Raw genomic sequence first — 17,676 nt, forward strand, 5'->3', positions numbered from 1 at the left:
TCATTGGTCCTCGAAACGGGGCGCACGCTTCTCGCGGAAGCTTGCAGCGCCCTCCTTCAGATCCTGCGTATAGGCGACGAGCGCACCGGCTATGGTCTCGATCGGCGCGCCCTGTTCTTCGCCTTCGGCGGCGTTGATGAGCTGCTTGGCAATTTGGACCGCGACCGGGCCGCGCGCTGCGATGTCGCCCGCCAGCTTCAGCCCGGCGGCAAGGCCGTCGCCCTTCGGCACGACCTGATCCACCAGCCCATGCGCCAGGGCTGCTTCGGCGGCAAACATCTCTCCTGCCAGCGTCATCCGGCGGACGATGCGCGGACCGAAGCGGCGCACCAGGCGCTGCGTGCCTGACCAGCCCGGCACCATGCCGAGGCCGGTCTCGGGCAGGCCGATGCGGCCATGCTCTTCCAGGATGATCAGATCCGCCGTCGCCGCGAGTTCCAGCCCGCCGCCGAAGGCATGGCCATTCAGCACCGCGATCAGCGGCTGGCGGAGGCGGGCGAGACGATCAAAGACGCGGTGGCCGTTGCGGACCCAATCGCGCATGAAGGTCAGCGGATCGAGGCCGGCCCAGGCGGCGATGTCGCCGCCGGCGGAGAAGACCTTCTCGCCGCTACCGGTCAGGATCGCGACGCGGATGTCGCGATTGGCTTCGGTCGCTTCGATCCAGTCTTCGATCGCCGCGATCATCGACTGGTCGAGCGCGTTCAGCTTCGCCGGGCGGTCGAGCGTCAGGATCGCGACCGGGCCTTCGATGGTGGATCGGATGCGGTCGTCAGCCATCGTCTGTGCCTCAGCCATGGACCACTCCATCCAGCGCGAGGCCGATCGGCTCCGGCCGATAGAGCCGGTCGGGGGCTATTCTCAGATCGTCGGAAACGAGCAGCGGGAATTCCGATTGCGCGAGGATGTCTCGCTCCAGATGGAAGCCCGGCGCGATCTCAGTGACCATCACGCCGTCCTTCGTCAGCTTCATCACGCAGCGTTCGGTGACGTAGAGAATCTCCTGGTCCTGCTCGATCGCCCGGCGGCCGGAGAAGGAAACGTGCTCGACCTCCGGCACCAGCTTCTTGACCTTGCCTTCTTTCAGGATCCGCACCGAGCCGTCCTCGACCGAGAACTTCGCGCCGGCGTTGAAATAGCCGGAGAAGATGATGCGCTTCGCCCGCGCCGTGATGTCGACGAAGCCGCCGGCGCCGGCCGTCACATGCGGACGGGCGGCGAGGCGCGAGACATTGACCGAGCCGAAGCGGTCGATCTGCAGAAAGGAGAGCAGCGAGCAATCGAAGCCGCCGCCCTGGAAATAGACGAATTGCTGCGGGCTCGGCACGATCGCCTCGGCATTGGAGGCGCAGCCAAACTGGAAATCGAGGAGCGGCACGCCGCCCACCGCGCCCTGCTCGATCACCCAGGTGACCTCGCCGTGCCGGCCTTCCTCAATCAGGATGCGCGGCACGTTGGCGGAGATGCCGAAGCCGATATTGACCGCCCAGCCCTGGCGAAGCTCCAGCGCGACGCGGCGCGCGATCACCTTGGCGATATCGAATGCGGGAACCTCGAAGCTCGACAGCGGCCGCGAGATCTCACCGGAAATCGCCGGCTCATAAGGCGTCTGGCAGGTCTGCCACTGGTCCGGCGCGACCACGATGTGATCGACGAGGATGCCCGGCACGTGCACGTTGAGCGGCTTGAGGGTACCCGACTGGGTGAGGCGCTTCACCTGCGCGATGACGATGCCGCCATGGTTGCGCACGGCGAGCGCCTGGTCGAGCGGGCCGAGATAGGCGCCCTCATGCTCGAAGGTCAGATTGCCGCGCTCGTCGGCCGTGGTGGCGCGGATGATCGCGACATTCGGTACGATCACCGGGAAGAACAGCCATTCCTCGCCGCGGAAATCGATGAGCTCGACGATCGGCTCGGCTTCGGCCGCCGCGTTCATGGCGCAGCCCTGGCGGCGCGGATCGGCGAAGGTGTCGAGCCCGACCTTGGTAATGACGCCCGGACGCTTCGCCGCTGCCTCGCGGTGGAGGTCGAACAGAATTCCGGACGGCACATTATAGGCGGGGATCGCATTGTCGCCGACCATCTTCCAGATCGCCGGCGGCTCGGCCGACGACGGGCCGGAGGGATAGGACCCCGCGATGATCCGCCCAAGCAGGCCGGGTCTTGCGATATGGTCGATGCCCTTGACGCCATACATGTCGCCGGCCGCGATCGGATGCAGCATCGTCAGGTTCTTGGGATGACCGGTCGCTTCAAAATGCGCGCCGATGCCGGCCAGTGTCGCGTCCGGACAGCCGAGCGCGCTCGCCGAGGAGACGGTGACGACGGCATTGTCGGGAATGAGGGCGGCGGCCTCGGCGGCGGTGATGATCTTGGATTTCATCTAGAGACCCGTCTCCACCTTCACCGCACCGCCCGTCTTCGCCGCTTCCGCAACCGCGAGGCCGAAGGCGAGGGAGCGGATGCCATCCTCGCCGGTCACGGCCGGCTGGCCCTCGCCGCGAATGGCAGCGTGGAAGGCGCCGAGCGCACGGACATAGAGATCGGTGCGATCGAACTCGATCGCGTGCTCGCCGCTCTCATTGCGCAGCACCAGCGAGCCGATCGGCTTCTGGGTCATCACATCGCGTGCGATCAGTGAGCCCTCGGTGCCATGCACCTCGAAGCCGGTGCCGGCAAATTTCGAGGTGAAGGCGTCATGGGTCTGTGCGATCAGCCCGGAGCGAAAGGTCACCGTGGTCATCACAGCGTCGGCAAGGCCGGCTGTTGCCATGCCGGAGGACTGCGTCACCGCAACGACGCTTTCCGGCTCGTCGTTCAGCACGAAGCGCAGCGTGTCTGCGTCATGGACGGCAATGTCGAGGATGACGCCGCCGCCGGCATCCGGCGCGTTGATGCGCCAGCCCTGCAGGTTCGGCGGCAGGTAGACGGCGTGGAAGACGCGGGCGGCGAGCGGGCGGCCGATCTTGCCCTCGATGATCGCCTGCCGCATCGCCCGGTGAGCGCCGGCATTCCTCAAATGATGGTTGGTGGCGAAGACGACGCCGGCCGCCTTGGCCGCATCGACAGCCGCCTTGGCGTCATCCAGCGTCAGCGCCAGCGGCTTCTCGCAGAGCACATGCTTGCCGGCGCGCGCCGCGGCGATCGCCTGGTCGCGGTGCAGTTCGTTCGTCGTCGAAATATAGACGGCGTCGATACCTGGCGTCGCCAGCAATTCGTGCAGATCGGTCGTCGAGGCCGGGATGCCGTTCTCGGCCGCATAGGCCGCGCCGCGCGCCGCATCCGTGCTCATTACTGCGAGCGGCTCGCCGCCATTCTGGCGGATCGCATGAATGACGAACTGCCTGGCGATGGTCGAGGCGCCGACAAGGCCCCAGCCGATGGTTCCGCTCATGATCCCCTCCCGATGGAGCCGCCGCTGCTCGCCCGGACGACGAGGTCGACATCGCTCACGAATTCTTCCGGCCGCGTATCGCCGCCGATCATGCGCAGCACCATGTGGGCGGCCCGCTCGCCGAGCGCCGCGGTGTCGACATGGACGGTGGTAAGCGGCGGATTGGTGTGGCGCGCCTCGGCGACGTCGTCGAAGCCGACCAGCGCGAAGTCGCGGCCAGCCACGAGGCCACGGCGCTCCAGGCCGGACAGCACGCCGAAAGCGACGACATCGTTGAAGCAGAGCGCCGCAGTCGGTGCGTTTTCCATGTCGAGCACGCGCCCGATGGCGCTGGCGCCGCAGTCGCGGTTGGGCGGTCCCTCGATGATCCAGCCGGGATCGATCGGAAGGCCGGCGGCGTCCATCGCCGCGCGATAGCCGCCGCAGCGCTCATTTTGCGCAATCATGTCGGCATAGCCGCCGAAGAAGGCGATGCGGCGATGGCCGAGGGCGATCAGATGCTCGGTTGCGCGCTGCGCGCCGCGCCGATTATCGGGCGTCACGGAGGAGAATTTCTGGCCCGCGAGGCGGCGCATGGCGAGCACGGTCGGGAAGCCGAGCCCGCCCAGGGTCGCGATATCGGCCGGCCGTGTGCCGCGCGCCGGGCAGATGATCAGCCCGGCAATGTCATGCTCCGACATGGAGCGCAGCACTTCCGCTTGGCGCTTCGGATTCTCGATCGTATTGGCGATGAACGGAATATAGCCGGCGCCGTGAAACACCCGCTCAATGCCGACGGCAAGCTCGGCGAAGAAGGGGTTGGCGAGGTCGTTGATGACCATGCCGACGATGTTGGAGCGGGAAGAGCGGAGATTGGCGGCGCCGCGGTTGTAGACATAGCCGAGCTTGTCGATGGTCGCGAGGACCTTCTCCCGCGTCTCCGTCTTGACCTGGGTTGACGCCTGCAGCACCAGCGAGACAGTCGATTTCGACACGCCGGCATGACGGGCGATGTCGATCATCGTCACTCGCGAGGCGGATCCTGGAGTTTCCCTGGCGTTCATCTGGCCCCTGACGGCACTCTATAATTGGAACGTTCCAGTTCATAGTACCGCCCTTCGGAAGCGTCAAGGGCATCAATGGCCGGCGAGAGGCCCTTGAATTCAGCGGACCACCGCAGCGGATTTTCTTATATTACATTGATATAACTGAATTTTCTCTATTCCGCATCGGGCATGGCCGCGAACGCAGGATGGAGCGCCAACCTTCCAAAATCCAATAGAATATGGAACGTTCCAACTAGTGAGCAGAACTAACCCACGCCAACGACGCTACTTTCAGATGGCGTGGGGCGGGTCGCTCTCACCCGGAACGAGGGACATCGGCCAGATGTCCTGCACGAGGCCGACGGGATAGAGATCGCGATAGGCCGGCATGGTCGCCAGCAGGCCCTCGGCGAGGCGGCGGCCGAGATCGTGAAGCGATACGTCGAAGCAGGTCAGCGTCGGCGACAGGAAGCGCGCCTGCGGCGATTGGCGGAAGCCGACGACGGCGACATCGCGCCCCGCCTGCAAGCCGGCGTCATGCAGCCGCCGATAGGCACCGATGGCCATGATCTCGTTGACGAGCAAAACCGCGCTGGGTCGCTCTCGCAGGGCGAGCAGCTGGCCCATTCCGCCATAGCCGCCCTCCTCGCTGGTTTGTTCGGCACGGACGACAAGTTCGGGATCCGGCCGAATGCCGTGACGGGCCAAGGCCTCGTAATAGGCCTCGGCGAAGACATATCCGAGATTGAGCTCGCTGGCCGGCTTGACGAGACCGATGCGAGAGTGGCCCCGCGCGACCAGCCGGTCGACGGAGGCTTTGGCAACGCCCTCGAAATCGAGATCGATCCAGGGATGCGAGCCACCCGACAGGCTGCGGCCCAGCGCGATGAACGGAATTTCGCGCTCAATCAGATAATCGATACGCCTGTCGCGGCGTTGGGTGGCCGAGATGAACAGCCCGTCGACAAAGCGGCGCGACACGACGCGGCGCAGATGTTCGTAGGGATCATCGTCGAAGGGGCAGAGCAGAACGACGAGATCGAGGTGGAGCGGCTTGAACACCGCCTGCACGCCAGCAAAGACGCTCATGAAGAACGTGTCGCCATGCAGGCTGGTCTCGCTGTTCATCTCGATCATGAAGCCGACGGCGTTGGTCGTGCCCTGGCGCAGGCTACGGCCGGACTGGTTCGGGACATAGCCGAGCTTCGCCGCCGCCTCGAACACGCGTTTGCGCGTCTCGGCATTGACGTCCGAACGCCCGTTCAGCGCCCGCGACACCGTGCCGATCGAGATATTCAGATGCTGCGCCAGCTCTCGAATGCTCACGCGTTCCCGTCTCCCAGCCCCGCTTCCAACCCTGCATATAGGCGACCGTGCCCCCGCGACGCCAGCAGGCAATTCCCACCCGGCACGCGGCGCGCCCATCCTCCCCACATTCGTCCTCTTGACAAGAGCGGCATCCAGATGTCTCATCGTAAACGTTTACGGCACTCTTGCAGCGCACCGAAAACGTTTGCGGCGCAGCAAAGAGGGAGGGTGCCGGCGGGAGGAGACCGCAAGATGCAACGTGCTGTTCTCGTCGGCTGCGGCGCGATGAGCCGCGCCTGGCTGGAGGCCGCGCAGACGATCGAGGGGCTCGAGATCGTCGGCCTCGCCGATATCGACACGGAGCGGGCATCCGCGCGTGCGGCCGAGTTCGGCCTGACAGGCGCCCGCATCGCAGACAGCCTGGACGCGCTGCTCACGACGGAGCATCCCGACATCGTATTCGACGTCACCGTCCCCGGTGCGCGCCACGACATCGTGGCCACGGCGCTCGCTGCCGGCTGCGACGTGCTCTCCGAAAAGCCGATGGCGGCCAGCCTCGACGAGGCCCGCGATCTGGTGGCGCGCGCCGAGGCCATCGGCAAGCTCTATGTCGTGGTGCAGAACCGCCGCTATCTCGAAGGCGTCCGCCGCATCCGCCGTGCCGTCACCGAAGGCGTGATCGGCGACATCACCAGCCTTCATTGCGATTTCTTCCTCGCCCCGCATTTCGGCGGGTTTCGGGAGGAGATGGCGCATGTCCTCCTGCTCGACATGGCCATCCACACCTTCGATGCGGCGCGGTTGATGTCGGGCGCGACGCCCGTTTCCGTCTATTGCCACGAGTGGAACCCGAAAAGCTCATGGTACGCCGAAGGCTCCTCCGCCGCGGCGATCTTCGAACTCGATAGCGGCGCCGTCTTCACTTATCGCGGCAGCTGGTGCGCCGACGGGCTGATGACGAGCTGGGAGAGCCAATGGCGCCTCATCGGCACCAAGGGAACTCTGCTCTGGGACGGCCATGACGGCGTGAAGATCGAGATCGCCAAGCCCGCGGGCCCGGGTCAGTTCTTCTCCGAGGTGGCCGCCGCCGAGCTTCCTCCTCTCGACGCGTCCGACCGGACCGGCGGCCATCTCGGAGTTCTCCAGGATTTCATCGCGGCGACCCGTGGCGGGCCTTTGCCCGAGACGGTCGGCACGGAAAACATCAAAAGCCTGGCCATGGTCTTCGGCGCGATCGAGAGCGCCGAGACCGGGCGCCGCGTCGACATTTCGATCTGAAGGACCGCCTCGTGACCAATCCGCTCCTCGACATCCGCATCGGCACCATGATCAAGGGCAACGCGCCCGATCCGGCCGCCTATGTCCGGCAGATCCTGCCGCTCGGCTTTGAATCGATCGAGCCGTTCTTCTGGCAGACGATCGGCGACAAGGACATTCCGACGCTTGCCAATGAGCTGAAGGAAGCCATCGGCGATCAGGACGTCGTCATCGACACGCTCGGCATGTTCGGCAATCCGCTCGAGACGACAGATATCGATCAGCAGACGCTTGCCGGCTGGAAGACACTGATCGACAACGCCCATCTCTTCGGCGCGAAGACGATCGCCGGTTTCACCGGTCGCCTGCGCGGCCAGCCGATCGAGGCGAGCCTCCCGCGCTATAGGGAAGTGTGGAGCGATCTCGCCAAGCGCGCCGCGGACAAGGGTGTGCGCCTCGCCTTCGAAAACTGCGCCATGGACGGCAACTGGGCCACGGGCGACTGGAACCTCGCCCATAATCCCGACGCCTGGGAACTGCTCTTCAACGAGACGCCGGACGACAATATCGGTCTCGAATGGGAGCCGTGCCACCAGATGGTCTATCTGATCGATCCGGTGCCGCAGATCCGCAAATGGGCGCCGAAGTTTTTCCATGTCCACGGCAAGGACGCGACGATCCGCTGGGACGTGATCCGCGAGCATGGCGTGTTCGGCAAATATCCGTTCGTCCAGATGCGCTCGCCCGGTTTCGGCGACAGCGACTGGACGCGGATCATCAGCGAATTGCGCCTCGCCGGATACAAGGGCACCATCGACATCGAGGGCTGGCATGATCCGGTCTACCGCGATGCGCTGGAGATGACCGGCCAGGTCCGGTCGCTGAACCATCTGAAAGAGGCGCGGGGCGGCGCAGTCTTCGTCGCCGACCCGGCCTGAACCGCGACGGCCGGGCGAAGAGGCGCCAGGCCGCAGCGGAAGGCGGACATGGGAGGAGGCGCCACGCAAAAGCGTGGTGCGCATGTCCGAAGCGCGTGGATTTCGAGGCGTAGAGGCGCCTCGAGATCATCGAAGGCTGCCGCAACCATGACGGCCGGCAGGCGATCCAGAGGGAGGAAGAACCATGAAATTCGATAGGCGTGGCGCGCGCTTCGGCGGGCTTCTGAGTGCGGTCTCGATCGGCGTCCTGATGGCGCTCTCCACGGTCCCGGCATCGGCGGAAGCCTTGCGGGACAAGTGGTGCAAGGACGTTCACATCCGCTTCTTCGTCGGCGGCGCCGAGGGCGATGCCTTCGGTTCGATCGTCTATAATGGGGCGAAGCAGGCGGCGGCGGATACGGGCGCGCAGGTCGACTACATCTTCTCCGGCTGGCAGATCGAGAAGATGGTGCAGCAGCTGCGCGAGGCAATCGCGGCGGCGCCGAACGGCATCGCGATGATGGGCCATCCCGGTTCGGCCTCGATCCAGCCGCTGGCCGAGGAGGCCGCCAAGGCCGGCATCAAGATGGAATACCAGAACGTCGACGTTCCGGACGTGCGTGCGAAGTTCGGCGGCGGCTATGTCGGCGCCAATCTCGATCCGCAGGGACGCGCGCTCGGTGAGCAGGCGGTCAAGCAGTTCGGCCTCAAATCCGGCGACACGGCCCTGATCATCGCCGACTGGTCGCAGGAAAACCGCGTCATCCGCGAAGCGGCGACCGCCAAGGCGCTCGAGGATGCCGGCCTCAAGGTCGTCAAGCTCAACGCGACCCCCGAAATGGCCGGCGATCCCAACCTCGCGATTCCGGTGATCAGCGCCGGCCTGCTCGCCAATCCGGAGACGAAGCTCATCGCCTATCCGGGCGGCCAGATGCTGGGCAACGCCCCGGTCTACATGCAGACCGTCGGCAAGAAGCCGGGCGAGATCGCCAATATCGGCTTCGACACCTCGCCGCAGATCGTCTCCGCCTTCAAGGATGGCTGGGTCCAGCTCACGTCCGACCAGCAGCCCTTCCTGCAGGGTTATCTGCCGATCCTGAGCCTTTGCGGTCAGGTCGCCTATGGCCTCGGGCCGCTCAATGTCGATACCGGCGCCGGCTTCGTCACGCCCGACAATTACAAGGCGGTCGCCGACCTCGCCACAGAAGGCCTGCGCTAGTCGCGCCGACCGAAAAGCGGGGCGGCTTCATGCCGCCTCGCCGACCCTTCCCTTCCTGAGCGGGAGCACCCCATGGTCGAGCGGCTGATCGAGCTCCGCGACATCAAGAAATCCTATGGCAACGTCTTCGCGGTCGGCGGCGTCAGCCTCCATGTCGATCGCGGCGAAGTGGTCGGACTGCTGGGCGACAATGGCGCCGGCAAATCCACCCTCATCAAGATCCTGGCTGGCGCCGTGCGCCCCTCCAGCGGCGATATCCTCGTTCGCGGCAAGCCCGTCCCCGGCTGGAGCCCGGCCAAGTCGCGCGATGCCGGCATCGAGACGGTGTTCCAGGACCGCGCGCTGGCCGTGCAGCAGACGATCGTGCGCAACATCTTCATGGGCCGCGAGATCACCGGCCCGCTCGGGGTACTGAGGGTCGCCAAGGAATATTCCGAGGCCGAGCGCCTCATGCGCGAGATTGGCTTCACCTCCAAGGTGTTCTCGCCCGATTCGATCGTGGGCCAGCTTTCCGGCGGCGAGCGCCAGGGCGTTGCCATTGCCCGTGCGATCTACAACAAGGCAGAGTTGATCATCCTCGACGAGCCCACCACCGCTCTCTCCCTCACCGAGACCGAAAAGGTTTTCCGCTTCGTGCGCACCGTGCGCGAAAGCGGCCGCTCGATCCTGTTCATCGGCCACAACATCCACCACGTCTACGACATCGCCGAGCGCTTCATCGTCATGGATCGCGGCAGAGTCGCCCTTTCCGCCACCAAGGCCGAAGTCGAGAGTGCCGAGAAGCTGATCGGCTTCATGGAGCACATCGCCCATCCGATCGGCATCAACCCGCTCGCCCATCTCGCTCTCCATGACGGAGCCGCCGCATGACCCACATTTCCGAAGTGGGCCGACAGGCCCCGGCATCGCGGCGCGACACGCCGCTGCAGCTGTTCTTCTCCCGCAACCGGGCCTGGCTCGGCACGCTCGGCGTCTTCGTCGTCATGATGGCGATCTTCTTCGCCTTCTCGCCGAAGATCTTCTCCTCCTGGCCGATCTATAACTCCGTCCTGCTCACCTTGCCGGTCGCCCTGTTCCTGGTCGTGCCGATGGTTTTCATCGTCACCGTCGGCGAGATCGACCTTTCGTTCCCCGCAACCATGGGCTTCTCCGCCTGGATCTTCGCGCTTCTCGTCCAGGCCGGCTTCGATCCGTTCCTCGGCATCATCGGCGCCATCATCGTCGGCATGGGTCTCGGCTTCGGCGTCGGGGCCGTGGTCGTCTATGCCGGCCTCTCCTCGCTGGTCGCCACGCTCGGGATGAACTTCCTCTTGCGCGGCCTGATCATGATCCTGACCGAGGGCAAGTCGATCGCCATGCCGACGTTGTCGAGCAGCTGGGCATTCAGGATCTTCTCCAGCCAGGTGGCCGGCTTCCCGATCCAGATGGTGTGGGCGCTCCTCTTCGTCGCGCTCTCCATCCTCCTGTTCAACCGCCACCGCTTCGGCGCCCGCATCCGGGTCGTCGGGGACAATCCCGACAGCGCCGCGCAGATGGGCATCGACACCAAGCGCGTGCGCGTCGCGTCCTTCGCCTTCATGGGTCTCGGCGCTTCGCTCGCCGGCATCTTCTCCACCATGATCAATTTCACCTGGTGGCCCTCGGCGGGCGACGCCTATCTGCTGCCGACCCTGGCGGCCGTCTTTGTCGGCGGAACCCCCACCTGGGGCGGCGTTGGAACCGTCGCGGGCGGTGCGATCGGCGCCCTCATCGTGTCCTTCATCCAGACAGGTATTGTCGCCGGCGGCCTCTCTGGCTTCTACGTGCAGTTCTTCAATGGCCTGATCATCATCCTCTCCCTCATCGGGCATCGTTGGAATCAGATCCGGTATCGGTGAACGTTTATCGGACGGGAGCCTTGTCGCCTGACGGGTCGCCGGGCTCCCAATCCCATCCGTGAATAGAGCCGGACTCAGCGGCGGACGAGCTTCGCCTCGACGCTTCCGACCGGAATGCCGAGCGTGTAGATCACCGCCTTGTTGAGGACCGTGCGCGGTCCCTGCCGCGAAACACTGTCCTCGAAATGCAGCGTCAGCCGCGAGCCATCCTTGCGCGGTACGACGACGTCATAGGCCATGGTGATGCGCCCGCCATCGACCTTCACCACCGCCTCGCCGACGACATCCTTGCGCGTTCCGGCATAGCGGCCCGGCGCGATCCGGCGAAAGCGCCAGACGCGCCGGTCGATCTCGCCATTGTCGAAACGGAATTGCTGGTCGAGGACGAAGACCGCGCCGGACTGGCGTCCAATCGTCGTCACGGTGAAGCCGCGATCGAGGCCGATCAGCGCGCTTTTGAAGCGGCCCTCGCCGGATGCGACGCCGCGAAAGGCGTCGAGCGTCGGCTCGGCCACGGCCGAGAGCGACCCGGCCACGGACATAACGAGCAGGAGCGGTAATGCGAGCCTCGCCTTCATCGTTTCCCCGTAGGCGCGCGTTTGCACCGCGAAAGGGAAGCCGCTTTGGCGCTGAAGGTCAAGCCGCGTTGGAGGCCGTCGCGCTGGCGGTCAGGACGGCATAGAGCGCGCTAGCGTCGGTTGAGGCCCGCAGCTTGGCGGCAAGTCCCGGCTCACGCAGCATGCGCGCGATGCGGGCCAGCGCCTTCAGATGATCGGCGCCGGCGCTTTCGGGTGCCAGCAGCAGGAAGATCAGGTCGACCGGCTGGTCGTCGAGAGCATCGAATTCGATGGGCTTGGCGAGGTGGGCGAAGACACCCCGGATCCGGGCGAGCCCCGCCAGCTTGCCATGGGGGATAGCAATGCCATTCCCCACGCCGGTCGAACCGAGACGCTCGCGCTGCAGCAGCGTGTCGTAGATCTGGCGCTCGTCGAGGCCCGTAAGAATGGCGGCTTTTTCCGCCAACTCCTGCAGAGCCTGCTTCTTGCCATTGGCTTTCAGCGCCGGAACGATCGAGTCCGGGGTGATCAGGTCGCTAAGGTCCATGACTTGGTTCGATACGCCTCGTTCATGCCTCTGATCCGAGACTCGCCGTCCGCCGCGCGGGTGCTTGCGCGGCGGCGTTGCGGACGAGCTTAGGCGGAATCAGCGGTCGACGGAATCCCCTTTGCCGGCCGAAGCCGGATCGATCCACCCAATATTTCCATCTTGCCGGCGATAGACGACGTTGACGCCGCCATGCGCCGCATGCCGGAAGACAATGACCGGCGCGTCGGTAAGATCCATCGCCATGACGGCGCTGGAGACCGAAAGGGTCTTCAGGCGCGTCGATTCCTCGGCGATCACCACCGGTGCATAGTCGAGTTCGATTTCCTCATCGTCCTCTGGCGTTGCAGCCAGCACCACATAGCTGGCATCGGCGCCATTCTTCTGCTCGTGGTGGTGGTCCTTGAGGCGCCGCTTGTAGCGTCGGAGCTGCTTGTCGATGCGCTCGGCCGCCTGATCGAAGGTCGGGTAGATATCGTGGCCGCGGCCCTCGGACTTCAGGTCGACGCCGCTGTCGAGATGCAGCGCGCAATCCACACGGTAGCCGGCGCCGTCACGCTCCAGCACGACGCGGCCGGAAAAGCCGCCGTCGAAATATTTCGCGAGCGTCGCGCCGATGCGGCTTTCCACATGGACGCGATAGGCGTCACCGATCTCGATGTTCTTGCCCGAAATGCGCAGAGACATGGATCCCGTACCTCTTGGTCGTCGTTGCGATCCGAAGCGGCCCCTGTTTCGGACCCCTCCGTCGAGCGCGACACCAACCGGACCCGCCGGCTCATCGCCGTTCCGGCCTCCGACGCGGAGCGCCGGGCCGAGCACGCCTTGCGGCGCCGCGCCCTTCTATGAGCGGCCGTCCGCGAAGTCAAGGAAGCGGGCGCCGCCTATAGGCAAGCTGGGCATTTGCGAGACGGAAGGCAAGGCCCGATCTGACGGGAGGCAGCGCCGAAGGACCGGTCAACGCATCAGGGCAGGGTCGGATTGCTTCTCGCGCCGACGCTGAACCGAGGACGGAATGCGCAGCGCCTCACGATATTTCGCGACCGTGCGGCGGGCGATGTCGACGCCGGAATCGCGCAGCATCTTGACCAAGGTATCGTCGGAGAGAATGTCGTCGGCGCTCTCGGCCTCGATCAGCGTGCGAATCCGGTGGCGCACCGCCTCGGCCGAATGCGCCTCGCCGCCCTCCGAGGAGGCGATCGCCGAGGTGAAGAAATATTTGAGTTCGAAGATGCCGCGCGGTGTCGCCATATATTTGTTCGACGTAACGCGCGAAACGGTCGATTCATGCATGCCGATCGCCTCGGCAATGGTCTTCAGATTGAGCGGGCGCAGATGGCGCACGCCATGGGCCAGAAACGCGTCCTGCTGGCGGACGATCTCGGTCGCGACCTTCAGAATCGTCTTGGCGCGCTGGTCGAGGCTCTTCACCAGCCAGTTGGCCGTCTGCAGGCAGTCGACCAGATAGGCGCGCTCCGTATCCTTCGTGCCGCGGACGACCTTGGAATAGTAGCTCTGGTTGACGAGAACGCGCGGCAGCGTGTCGGTGTTGAGCTCGATCAGCCAGCTGCCGTCGGGTGCCGGGCGAACGACGACGTCGGGGACGATCGGCTGCATCGGCGCCGAGCCGAAGCGCGCACCCGGCTTCGGATTGAGCGCGCGCAATTCGGCCAACATTTCAGCCAGATCCTCGTCATCGACGCCGCACAGGCGCCGGAGCGCGGGAAAGTCGCGCCGCGCGACGAGGTCGAGATGGGCAATCAGCGCCGCCATGGACGGATCGTAGCGGTTGCGCTCGGCAAGCTGGAGGGCGAGACATTCCGGCAGGTCGCGAGCGCAGATGCCGGCGGGCTCGAAGCCCTGCAGCACGGCGAGCACCTGCTCCACCGTGGCAATATCGGCACCGAGCCGATCAGCGATCGCGCCGAGATCACCGCGCATGTAACCGGCGGCATCTACCTCGTCGATCAACGCGTAGCCGATCAACCGCAGCTTCGCATCGCCGATGGCAAGACCGAGCTGATCGCCGAGAATATCGGCGAGGGACTTCTCCTCCGCGACGAAAGCCTCGAGATTGTAGTCCTCCGATACGGCGGAGGAGCGCGTGCCGGTCGTGGCCCAGGGATCTCCCGACGGCGCAGGCGCGGCCTCGCCGGAGGCCCGGCCGTGATCGTCCGGGAAGACATTGGACAGGTCGGTATCGAGCCGCTCGGCGATCGCGTCGGGGGACACCTCAAGCCGCGTCTCCAGCCAATCAGGACGGTCCTCGGCAACATCAAGGCTCGTCGCCTGCTGCTCGGCCAGGTCCGAGACCCGCTCGGACGGCGCGGCGATGTCACCCTGCTCATCGCGCTCGTCACGCTCCAGCAGCGGGTTGCGCTCCAGTTCGGCGTCGACATAGGAAACGAGATCGAGATTGGAAAGCTGGAGCAGCTTGATGGCCTGCATCAGCTGCGGCGTCATCACCAGCGACTGGGTCTGCCGAAACTCGAGCTTAGGCGATAAGGACATGGATACGCGGTCAGGCCCTACGGTTGGTCCAGGAATTGCTTGTCGCCATTCCTTGGTACCGTAAGGCGCGCCGGCTTCAAAGCGTAAACTGCTCGCCGAGATAAAGACGGCGGACTTCCGGGCTCGCCACGATGTCGTGCGGGCGCCCTTCCATGAGCACTTCGCCCGAATGGATGATATAGGCGCGGTCGATGAGACCCAGCGTCTCGCGCACATTGTGGTCGGTGATCAGCACGCCGATGCCACGCGCCGTCAAATGGCGGACGAGGGCCTGGATGTCGCCGACCGCGATCGGATCGATGCCCGCGAAGGGCTCGTCGAGCAGCATGAAGGCGGGGCGGCTGGCCAGCGCCCGGGCAATCTCGCAGCGCCGCCGCTCGCCACCGGAAAGCGCGATCGCCGGCGACTGGCGCAGATGCGAAATGTGGAATTCCTCGAGAAGGGAATCGAGTTCCTCCTCGCGCTTGTCGCGATCCGGCTCGACCACTTCGAGCACGGCGCGGATGTTCTGCTCGACCGTCAGGCCGCGAAAGATCGACGTCTCCTGCGGCAGATAGCCGATGCCGAGCCGGGCGCGGCGGTACATGGGCAATTGCGTGACGTCATGGCCGTCAAGCTCGATGCGGCCCTGATCGGCCTGCACGAGGCCGGTGATCATATAGAAGATCGTGGTCTTGCCGGCGCCGTTCGGCCCCAGCAGGCCGACGGCCTCGCCGCGCGCCACCGCAAGGCTCGCCGAATAGACGACCCGCCGCCGACGGTAGCTCTTGCCGAGCCCGTGCGCGACCAGCCAGCCCGGCCCGCCGGCATCGGGCGCGTAGCGGGTCGCCTGCGGCTCGTCGCCAGCCTCGAATTCGACTTGCTTCGCCTTGCGGCCGGAGAAAAAGCCGGACATGTCAGCGAACCTCCCGAGCCGCGCTCTGGCGCAAGACGCAGCGCGTCACGGTTTCGGCGCCGCGGCGGCGTCCGGCGTGCCGGGAGCACCAGGCGTCGACCCTGGCGTGAACACGCCGCGAATACGCCCGCCCGCCTTCTGATCGATACGGGCCTTGCCCGTCTCCATGTCCCAGACGAGCTTGTTGCCGGTTATGACGTTCGGGCCCTGGCTCAGCACGACATTGCCGGCGAGCGTCACCGTCTTGCCGACCATGTCGACGACGGCGGTGTCGCCGGTCGCCGTCTGGTCGCCGGAATTGACATAGACTTTTCCGCTCGCCTCGATGCGCGTGAAGCTGCCGGCGCCCGGTAGGCCCGTATCGGCGCCGCCGCTCAGCTTGGCCGCCGTTTTCGCCGCCGTGGCGGCCGCCGCCGCTGCCGCGGGACTGGCCTTCTCGTCGGTCGAATAGATGGCGATCTTTCCGGCTTTCAGCACGGAGTCGCCCCGGGTCACCGTGACATTGCCGCTGAAGGTCGAGATCCTCTGGCCGTCCTTCTGGGCGACTTCGAGGGCATCGGCCTCGACATTCACGGGTCCGTCCGAATTGGACTTGAAACCCTTGAACATCTCGCCCGTGGTCTGGGCAGCGGCCAGGCCCGTCATCAACGGCACGGCGAGGCAAAGGGCTAGTATCAGGCGGGGGGTCGGCTTCGATCGTGTCATTCGTTCACCGGGAAGGAGCGGCCGATTTGGTTTTCGATTCGTCAGGGACGGAATAGGTCACTTTAACACCGTTTGTGAACGATATCCGCTCTCCCTTGTCAGCAACGCGAACGCGCTCGGCGCGGATCCGGCTGCCCTGGGACTGGAAATCGATCGGCTGGTCGGTGGTCATCGTGCCGGCCGTCATGTCGATGTCGGCCGATTGCAGCTCGCCCGTTATGCCCGTCGTCGTGTTGAGCGTGATCTTGTCGGTCAGGACGATGCGCTGCTTGTCCGAATAATAGGTGCCGGTGCGGGCAAGTATCTTGGCCGACTGGCCGTCGCCGAAACCGATGGTCGCCGCGATATTGCTCAGAGTCACGACCTTCGTGTTCTCCAGCGACTGCTCGGCGCGGTCGGCACGAATTTCATAGGTGCGCCCGCCACTCAGAAAGCCAGAGACATGCGGGTTCTGCATGACGATCGAATTGCTCGTCAGGTCGATGGACGAGGCGGAGAAGCCCGGTACGCCTTCCGGCAGGATGTAGGCAACGAGAAAGAACGCGACGACGCCAACGATGCTCGCCAGCGGCAAAGCATATTTCAGGAAACGGACAAGCATCGTGTGGCGCCGAGCCGACGCATAGCGCGCCGCGATTTCGGCGCGCGACTGCTCCAGCCACGCTTCGTCTTCATAGGCGTTCTGCGATTCGTCCAAGGAGACCATTCGAGCTCCGGATATTGCGACGCACTAACCTACACGATTGTGGAAGATTGACGACCATCACCCTCACGAGTGGGCGAATATGTCCTCTTCGGCCCAGCCTGCAAGATCCAGCGCGGCGCGCGTCGGCAAGAAGCGGAAACAGGAATCAGCGAGCCCGATCCGCCCTTCCCGAGCGAGGCGCTCGTCGAGCCGGCTCTTCAGCGCGTGGAGATAAAGCACGTCGGAGGCGGCATAGGTCAGCTGTGCATCCGTCAGCGTCTCGGCCGCCCAGTCGGAACTTTGCTGCTGCTTCGAGAGATCGACGTCGAGCATCTCCTTGACCAGATCCTTGAGCCCGTGCCGGTCCGTATAGGTGCGCGTCAGGCGGGACGCGATCTTGGTGCAATAGACGGGGGCGACCGTGATGCCGAAGGTCTTGCCGAGCACTGCAACGTCGAAGCGCGCGAAATGGAAGATCTTTACAATGGTGGGATCGGTGAGCAAGCGGATCAGGTTGGGCGCCGTCGTCTGGCCAGGCGCAATCTGCACGACGTCGGCCGTGCCGTCGCCGGGCGAAAGCTGCACGACACAGAGCCTGTCGCGATGCGGGTTCAGACCGAGCGTCTCGGTATCGATCGCCACGGAATTGTCGTAGCGCGAAAGATCGGGCAGGTCGCCGCGATGCAGTCGGATCGTCATGGTTCTCGCGTCCTCGCTCCGGTTTCGCAGCCGTCCTAGCGAAGCGCGCTCATTTCTGCAATGACGCTGGACACAGGTCG

General features: G+C 65.2%; 18 protein-coding genes. 5 read left to right on the top strand and 13 right to left on the bottom strand.

Features of this window, described 5'->3' with window-relative positions; genetic code table 11:
• From OSH05_RS08930 to OSH05_RS08950, 5 genes are all read right to left on the bottom strand, one after another.
• A complete protein-coding gene (locus OSH05_RS08930; protein ID WP_104219594.1) occupies positions 1-780 on the bottom strand; it encodes an enoyl-CoA hydratase/isomerase family protein in 780 nt (259 codons plus the stop codon).
• 10 nt (positions 781-790) lie between these two features.
• Complete coding sequence (locus tag OSH05_RS08935) at positions 791-2,383, bottom strand: acyl CoA:acetate/3-ketoacid CoA transferase (protein ID WP_104219530.1); 1,593 nt, start codon at positions 2,381-2,383, stop codon at positions 791-793.
• On the bottom strand, positions 2,384-3,394 hold the full coding sequence (locus tag OSH05_RS08940; protein ID WP_104219529.1) for a Gfo/Idh/MocA family protein: 1,011 nt from the start codon (positions 3,392-3,394) through the stop codon (positions 2,384-2,386).
• Positions 3,391-4,395 (bottom strand): LacI family DNA-binding transcriptional regulator, encoded by a 1,005-nt coding sequence (locus tag OSH05_RS08945; RefSeq protein WP_266352125.1) that lies wholly within the window; start codon positions 4,393-4,395, stop codon positions 3,391-3,393. The genes OSH05_RS08940 and OSH05_RS08945 overlap by 4 nt, the downstream gene beginning before the upstream one ends.
• Positions 4,396-4,710: 315 nt before the next feature.
• Entirely contained in the window at positions 4,711-5,745 is a 1,035-nt protein-coding gene (locus OSH05_RS08950) for a substrate-binding domain-containing protein (protein WP_266352126.1), read from the bottom strand.
• Positions 5,746-5,979: 234 nt separating this feature from the next.
• On the opposite strand from OSH05_RS08950, the gene OSH05_RS08955 reads away from it, so the two are divergent.
• From OSH05_RS08955 to OSH05_RS08975, 5 genes are all read left to right on the top strand, one after another.
• A complete protein-coding gene (locus tag OSH05_RS08955) occupies positions 5,980-7,005 on the top strand; it encodes a Gfo/Idh/MocA family protein (protein WP_104219526.1) in 1,026 nt (341 codons plus the stop codon).
• A 47-nt stretch (positions 7,006-7,052) separates the two neighbouring features.
• Complete coding sequence (locus tag OSH05_RS08960; RefSeq protein ID WP_104219593.1) at positions 7,053-7,922, top strand: sugar phosphate isomerase/epimerase family protein; 870 nt, start codon at positions 7,053-7,055, stop codon at positions 7,920-7,922.
• Positions 7,923-8,172: 250 nt separating this feature from the next.
• Positions 8,173-9,120: a substrate-binding domain-containing protein gene (locus OSH05_RS08965; protein ID WP_323181447.1), complete on the top strand. Its 948-nt coding sequence runs from the start codon at positions 8,173-8,175 to the stop codon at positions 9,118-9,120.
• A gap of 72 nt (positions 9,121-9,192) precedes the next feature.
• The gene (locus tag OSH05_RS08970; RefSeq protein ID WP_104219524.1) at positions 9,193-9,990 is read left to right on the top strand and encodes an ATP-binding cassette domain-containing protein; all 798 of its coding nucleotides are present in this window, start codon (positions 9,193-9,195) and stop codon (positions 9,988-9,990) included.
• Positions 9,987-10,997, top strand: coding sequence for an ABC transporter permease (locus OSH05_RS08975; RefSeq protein WP_104219523.1), 1,011 nt, complete (start codon positions 9,987-9,989; stop codon positions 10,995-10,997). Before OSH05_RS08970 ends, OSH05_RS08975 begins: the two co-directional genes overlap by 4 nt.
• A 74-nt stretch (positions 10,998-11,071) precedes the next feature.
• Here OSH05_RS08975 and OSH05_RS08980 read toward each other — a convergent pair whose 3' ends face one another.
• The 8 genes from OSH05_RS08980 to OSH05_RS09015 all read right to left on the bottom strand — a co-directional run bounded on the left by OSH05_RS08980 (position 11,072) and on the right by OSH05_RS09015 (position 17,596).
• Positions 11,072-11,575: a DUF3833 family protein gene (locus OSH05_RS08980; RefSeq protein WP_104219522.1), complete on the bottom strand. Its 504-nt coding sequence runs from the start codon at positions 11,573-11,575 to the stop codon at positions 11,072-11,074.
• A 58-nt stretch (positions 11,576-11,633) separates the two neighbouring features.
• Positions 11,634-12,101 carry a PTS IIA-like nitrogen regulatory protein PtsN gene (gene ptsN / locus OSH05_RS08985; RefSeq protein ID WP_104219521.1) on the bottom strand — a complete coding sequence of 156 codons (468 nt, stop codon included), beginning with the start codon at positions 12,099-12,101 and terminating at the stop codon, positions 11,634-11,636.
• A gap of 99 nt (positions 12,102-12,200) precedes the next feature.
• The gene (hpf, locus tag OSH05_RS08990) at positions 12,201-12,788 is read right to left on the bottom strand and encodes a ribosome hibernation-promoting factor, HPF/YfiA family (protein WP_104219520.1); all 588 of its coding nucleotides are present in this window, start codon (positions 12,786-12,788) and stop codon (positions 12,201-12,203) included.
• A gap of 270 nt (positions 12,789-13,058) precedes the next feature.
• Positions 13,059-14,612, bottom strand: a complete 1,554-nt coding sequence (gene rpoN / locus OSH05_RS08995) for an RNA polymerase factor sigma-54 (RefSeq protein ID WP_104219519.1) — start codon at positions 14,610-14,612, stop codon at positions 13,059-13,061.
• A 76-nt stretch (positions 14,613-14,688) separates the two neighbouring features.
• Positions 14,689-15,507, bottom strand: a complete 819-nt coding sequence (gene lptB / locus OSH05_RS09000) for an LPS export ABC transporter ATP-binding protein (RefSeq protein WP_266352127.1) — start codon at positions 15,505-15,507, stop codon at positions 14,689-14,691.
• Positions 15,508-15,552: 45 nt separating this feature from the next.
• Positions 15,553-16,212: an LptA/OstA family protein gene (locus OSH05_RS09005; RefSeq protein ID WP_104219518.1), complete on the bottom strand. Its 660-nt coding sequence runs from the start codon at positions 16,210-16,212 to the stop codon at positions 15,553-15,555.
• Between the two features lie 4 nt (positions 16,213-16,216).
• On the bottom strand, positions 16,217-16,918 hold the full coding sequence (lptC, locus tag OSH05_RS09010; protein WP_104219517.1) for an LPS export ABC transporter periplasmic protein LptC: 702 nt from the start codon (positions 16,916-16,918) through the stop codon (positions 16,217-16,219).
• A gap of 63 nt (positions 16,919-16,981) precedes the next feature.
• Positions 16,982-17,596, bottom strand: coding sequence for a ribonuclease D (locus tag OSH05_RS09015; RefSeq protein WP_104219516.1), 615 nt, complete (start codon positions 17,594-17,596; stop codon positions 16,982-16,984).
• Positions 17,597-17,676 lie beyond the last annotated feature (80 nt).

The sequence above is a fragment of the Kaistia algarum genome (genome assembly GCF_026343945.1).
GTDB classification, from domain to species: domain Bacteria; phylum Pseudomonadota; class Alphaproteobacteria; order Rhizobiales; family Kaistiaceae; genus Kaistia; species Kaistia algarum.

Excerpts from the sequence above, each read along its gene's own strand:
- OSH05_RS08930 (WP_104219594.1), bottom strand. The coding sequence starts at position 780 with ATGGCTGACGACCGCATCCGATCCACCATCGAAGGCCCGGTCGCGATC.
- OSH05_RS08935 (WP_104219530.1), bottom strand. The coding sequence starts at position 2,383 with ATGAAATCCAAGATCATCACCGCCGCCGAGGCCGCCGCCCTCATTCCC.
- OSH05_RS08940 (WP_104219529.1), bottom strand. The coding sequence starts at position 3,394 with ATGAGCGGAACCATCGGCTGGGGCCTTGTCGGCGCCTCGACCATCGCC.
- OSH05_RS08945 (WP_266352125.1), bottom strand. The coding sequence starts at position 4,395 with ATGATCGACATCGCCCGTCATGCCGGCGTGTCGAAATCGACTGTCTCG.
- OSH05_RS08955 (WP_104219526.1), top strand. The coding sequence starts at position 5,980 with ATGCAACGTGCTGTTCTCGTCGGCTGCGGCGCGATGAGCCGCGCCTGG.
- OSH05_RS08960 (WP_104219593.1), top strand. The coding sequence starts at position 7,053 with ATGATCAAGGGCAACGCGCCCGATCCGGCCGCCTATGTCCGGCAGATC.
- OSH05_RS08965 (WP_323181447.1), top strand. The coding sequence starts at position 8,173 with ATGGCGCTCTCCACGGTCCCGGCATCGGCGGAAGCCTTGCGGGACAAG.
- OSH05_RS08970 (WP_104219524.1), top strand. The coding sequence starts at position 9,193 with ATGGTCGAGCGGCTGATCGAGCTCCGCGACATCAAGAAATCCTATGGC.
- OSH05_RS08975 (WP_104219523.1), top strand. The coding sequence starts at position 9,987 with ATGACCCACATTTCCGAAGTGGGCCGACAGGCCCCGGCATCGCGGCGC.
- OSH05_RS08980 (WP_104219522.1), bottom strand. The coding sequence starts at position 11,575 with ATGAAGGCGAGGCTCGCATTACCGCTCCTGCTCGTTATGTCCGTGGCC.
- ptsN (WP_104219521.1), bottom strand. The coding sequence starts at position 12,101 with ATGGACCTTAGCGACCTGATCACCCCGGACTCGATCGTTCCGGCGCTG.
- hpf (WP_104219520.1), bottom strand. The coding sequence starts at position 12,788 with ATGTCTCTGCGCATTTCGGGCAAGAACATCGAGATCGGTGACGCCTAT.
- rpoN (WP_104219519.1), bottom strand. The coding sequence starts at position 14,612 with ATGTCCTTATCGCCTAAGCTCGAGTTTCGGCAGACCCAGTCGCTGGTG.
- lptB (WP_266352127.1), bottom strand. The coding sequence starts at position 15,507 with ATGTCCGGCTTTTTCTCCGGCCGCAAGGCGAAGCAAGTCGAATTCGAG.
- OSH05_RS09005 (WP_104219518.1), bottom strand. The coding sequence starts at position 16,212 with ATGACACGATCGAAGCCGACCCCCCGCCTGATACTAGCCCTTTGCCTC.
- lptC (WP_104219517.1), bottom strand. The coding sequence starts at position 16,918 with ATGGTCTCCTTGGACGAATCGCAGAACGCCTATGAAGACGAAGCGTGG.
- OSH05_RS09015 (WP_104219516.1), bottom strand. The coding sequence starts at position 17,596 with ATGACGATCCGACTGCATCGCGGCGACCTGCCCGATCTTTCGCGCTAC.